Source organism: Streptomyces sp. OR43, assembly GCF_008042275.1.
GTDB lineage: Bacteria > Actinomycetota > Actinomycetes > Streptomycetales > Streptomycetaceae > Streptomyces.
On record NZ_RDBK01000031.1, the window covers coordinates 9525 to 13160 of the forward strand.

Below are 3636 nucleotides of genomic sequence, written 5' to 3' on the forward strand. Positions count from 1 at the left end.
GATGAGGAGCGGGACGGCCGCGGTCATCTTCGTCTCGATGAAGCCGGGGGCCACCGCGTTGACCGTGACGCCGTGGTCGGCGGCGGCGCGCGGGGCGAGCGAGCGGACCAAGCCGATGATGCCGGCCTTGCTGGCCGCGTAGTTCGTCTGGCCGTTGTTGCCGGCGATGCCCGCGATGGAGGCGGTGGCGATGATCCGGCCGCCCCGGTTGACGGTTCCGGACTTGAGCAGCGCGTCGGTGGTGCGCAGGACGCTGTCGAGGTTGACGTCGATGACCGAGGCCCAGCGGTCGGCGGGCATGTTGGCGAGGCGGCGGTCGCGGGTGATGCCGGCGTTGTGGACGAGGATGTCGAGGCCGTCCGGGGCCGCGGCGGCGATCCGTTCGGCCGCGTCGTCGGCGGTGATGTCCAGCGGCAGGGCGGTGGCGCCGAGCCGGTCCGCGGTGCGGACGAGGTCCTCCTGGGCCTGCGGGATGTCCAGGCAGATGACGTGGGCGCCGTCCCGGGCGAGGACGGAGGCGACCGAGGCGCCGATGCCGCGGGCGGCTCCGGTGACCAGTGCGGTGCGTCCGTCGAGCGGGGCGGCCCAGTCGGCGACGGGTTCGGGGGCGGTGCCGGTCACCTCGATGACCTGGCCGCTGATGTACGCGGACCGGGGCGAGAGCAGGAAGCGCAGGGTGGACCCGGCTGCGGCGACCGCGCCGGGGGCGATGCGCACCAGCTGTACGGTGGCGCCCTTGCCGATCTCCTTGCCCAGGGAGCGTACGAACCCTTCGAGGGCCTGTTGGGCGGCGGCCTGGTGGTGGTCGTCCGGCGACGGGTGGGTGCCGAGGACGACGATGCGGCCGCCCGGGGCGAGCGAGCGGACGACGGGGTGGAGTGCGGCGTGCACGGCTGCGAGTCCGGCGGCGGTGTCGACGGCTGTGGCGTCCAGGACGATTCCGGCGGGCCGGTCGGCGCGGGCCGTGATCTCCGGGCCGCAGGCGGCGAGGACGGTGCGGAGCTCGTCCGTGGCGGCGGACTCCCCGGCGGTGAGGTGGAGGACCGGGCCGGTGAGGGTCTGGGACTCCAGGGTCCAGCGGCGCAGCCGGGCGGGCTGGGGCAGGCCGAGTCTCCGGGTCAGGAATCGGCCGGTTGTCGTGCTGGTGAGGTGCAGATAGCGGTCGGCCATTGTCCAGACTCCCTGCTCGGTCGTAGATTTACTCTGGAGTAAGGTTACTCAAGAGTCAGGAGTTGGTCGAGATGAGTTGGTCGAGTTGATCCCCCTCGCACTCCCGCAGCCCCGCCGGGTCGCGGTCATCGGCGGCAGCCGTATCCCCTTCGCACGCTCCGACGGCCCGTACGCACAGGCCTCCAACCAGCAGATGCTGACCGCCGCGCTGGACGGTCTGGTCGAGCGCTTCGGTCTCCAGGGGCAGCAGGTCGGCGAGTTCGCCGCGGGCGCGGTCCTCAAGCACAGCCGGGACTTCAACCTGGCCCGGGAGACGGTGCTCGGCTCGCGGCTCGACCCGCGCACCCCCGCGTACGACCTCCAGCAGGCGTGCGGCACCGGCCTCCAGGCGGTCATCGCCGCCGCCAACAAGATCATGCTCGGGGCGGTCGACTCGGCGATCGCGGGCGGCGCGGACACCACGAGCGACGCGCCGCTCGGCGTCAACGACGAACTGCGCCGGCTGCTGCTGTCGGCCCGGCGTGCGAAGTCGACGGGCGGGAAGGCCAAGGCCCTTGCGGGCGTACGTCCCCGCCACCTCGTCCCGGACATCCCGCGCAACGCCGAACCGCGCACCGGCCTGTCGATGGGCGACCACGCGGCGGTCACCGCCCGGCAGTGGGACATCGGCCGCGCGGAGCAGGACCTCCTCGCCGCCACCAGTCATCAGCGGCTCGCCGCCGCGTACGACCGGGGCTTCCTGGACGACCTGGTCGTCCCGTACCTCGGCCTGGACCGCGACCAGAACCTGCGCCCGGGCTCCACCGTGGAGAAACTCGCCACGCTGAAACCGGTGTTCGGCGCGGACCACCCGGACGCGACGATGACCGCGGGCAACTCGACGCCGCTCACGGACGGCGCCGCGACCGTACTCCTGGCGAGCGAGGAGTGGGCCGAGCGCCACGGTCTGGAGCCGCAGGCGTACCTCTCCCTGTACGAGAGCGCCGCGGTCGACTACGTGGGCGGCGAGGACGGACTGCTGATGGCGCCCGCGTACGCCGTGCCGCGGATGCTGGAGCGGGCCGGGCTCGGCGTCGAGGACTTCGACCTCTTCGAGGTCCACGAGGCCTTCGCCTCCCAGGTGCTCGCCACGCTGGCCGCCTGGGAGAAGCAGGGACTGGCGCCCGTCGACCGGGAGAAGCTCAACGTGGCGGGGTCCTCCCTCGCCACCGGGCATCCGTTCGCGGCGACGGGCGCACGGATCGTCGCGACCCTCGCGAAGCTCCTCGCGGAGCGCGACGCCCCGGGCCGCGGCCTGATCTCGGTCTGCGCGGCGGGCGGCCAGGGAGTCACGGCGATCCTCGAACGCGTCTGAGCAGCAGAGAAGTTGAGCACGGTCCGGCGCGGGCATCAGGGCCTGTCGCCGGACGGACCAGGTGAACCGCCCGACCCCGATGCCGAGGAGCCGCACGTGTCGAACTGCCAGAGGTGCGTGAGGTCGCCGAGCTGTCTGCGTTCCTGGCTGATGACACGGCCCTGGTCGGCCGTCTCGACCGCGCAGGCGACCGCGCCCGAGTCCTGGAGGATCCAGCGGGCCTGGAACGCGGACGAGGTCGGGTAGATGGGGACGGTGACCAGGCCGGCGGCCCAGGACGCGAAGTCGAGCAGCGTCCACTCGTACGTCGCGCGGCGGGCGGCCACGGCGTCGTCGGGGATGTTCCTGCCGAGCTTCTTCAGCCGGCCCAGCGCGCCCGTGTCGAACTGCCAGAGGTGCGTGAGGTCGCCGAGCTGTCTGCGTTCCTGGCTGATGACACGGCCCTGGTCGGCCGTCTCGACCGCGCAGGCGACCGCGCCCGAGTCCTGGAGGATCCAGCGGGCCTGGAACGCGGACGAGGTCGGGTAGATGGGGACGGTGACCAGGCCGGCGGCCCAGGACGCGAAGTCGAGCAGCGTCCACTCGTACGTCGTGCGCGCCATGATCGCGATGCGGTCACCGCCCCGCAGGCCCTCCGCGATCAGGCCCTTGGCGACGGCGAGGACCTCGGCCGCGAACTCCGCCGCCGTCACGTCCTGCCAGCTGCCGTCCGGCTGCTTGCGGCTGAGGACGGCGTCCGAAGGTGCCTCGCGGGCGTTGTCGAACGGGATCTCGGCGAGCGAGCCGCGGCGCACCGGCTGGGCGAACGCCGGGACGGACACCTGGCGGACGGTGCCGTCGGCGGCCCTGACCTTCGTCGGTTCGACCAGGACGGGGGTGGCGAGGACGGACTGCTGATGGCGCCCGCGTACGCCGTGCCGCGGATGCTGGAGCGGGCCGGGCTCGGCGTCGAGGACTTCGACCTCTTCGAGGTCCACGAGGCCTTCGCCTCCCAGGTGCTCGCCACGCTGGCCGCCTGGGAGAAGCAGGGACTGGCGCCCGTCGACCGGGAGAAGCTCAACGTGGCGGGGTCCTCCCTCGCCACCGGGCATCCGTTCGCGGCGACGGGCGCA

General features: G+C 73.0%; 2 protein-coding genes and 2 pseudogenes. 2 read left to right on the forward strand and 2 right to left on the reverse strand.

The genetic code is table 11. The features are described 5' to 3' along the window. On the reverse strand, positions 1 to 1170 hold a 1170-nt coding region (locus EAO72_RS15810), incomplete at its 3' end, for a 3-oxoacyl-ACP reductase (RefSeq protein ID WP_148018019.1). Positions 1171 to 1246: 76 nt separating this feature from the next. Here EAO72_RS15810 and EAO72_RS15815 point away from each other — a divergent pair. Next, the gene (locus EAO72_RS15815) at positions 1247 to 2524 is read left to right on the forward strand and encodes an acetyl-CoA C-acetyltransferase (protein ID WP_148017979.1); all 1278 of its coding nucleotides are present in this window, start codon (positions 1247 to 1249) and stop codon (positions 2522 to 2524) included. A gap of 299 nt (positions 2525 to 2823) precedes the next feature. Here EAO72_RS15815 and EAO72_RS15820 read toward each other — a convergent pair. Then, positions 2824 to 3393: pseudogene (locus EAO72_RS15820) on the reverse strand (AMP-binding protein); the annotation flags it as partial. Positions 3394 to 3402: 9 nt separating this feature from the next. Between EAO72_RS15820 and EAO72_RS15825 the strand changes: the two are divergent. After that, positions 3403 to 3636: pseudogene (locus EAO72_RS15825) on the forward strand (acetyl-CoA C-acetyltransferase); the annotation flags it as partial.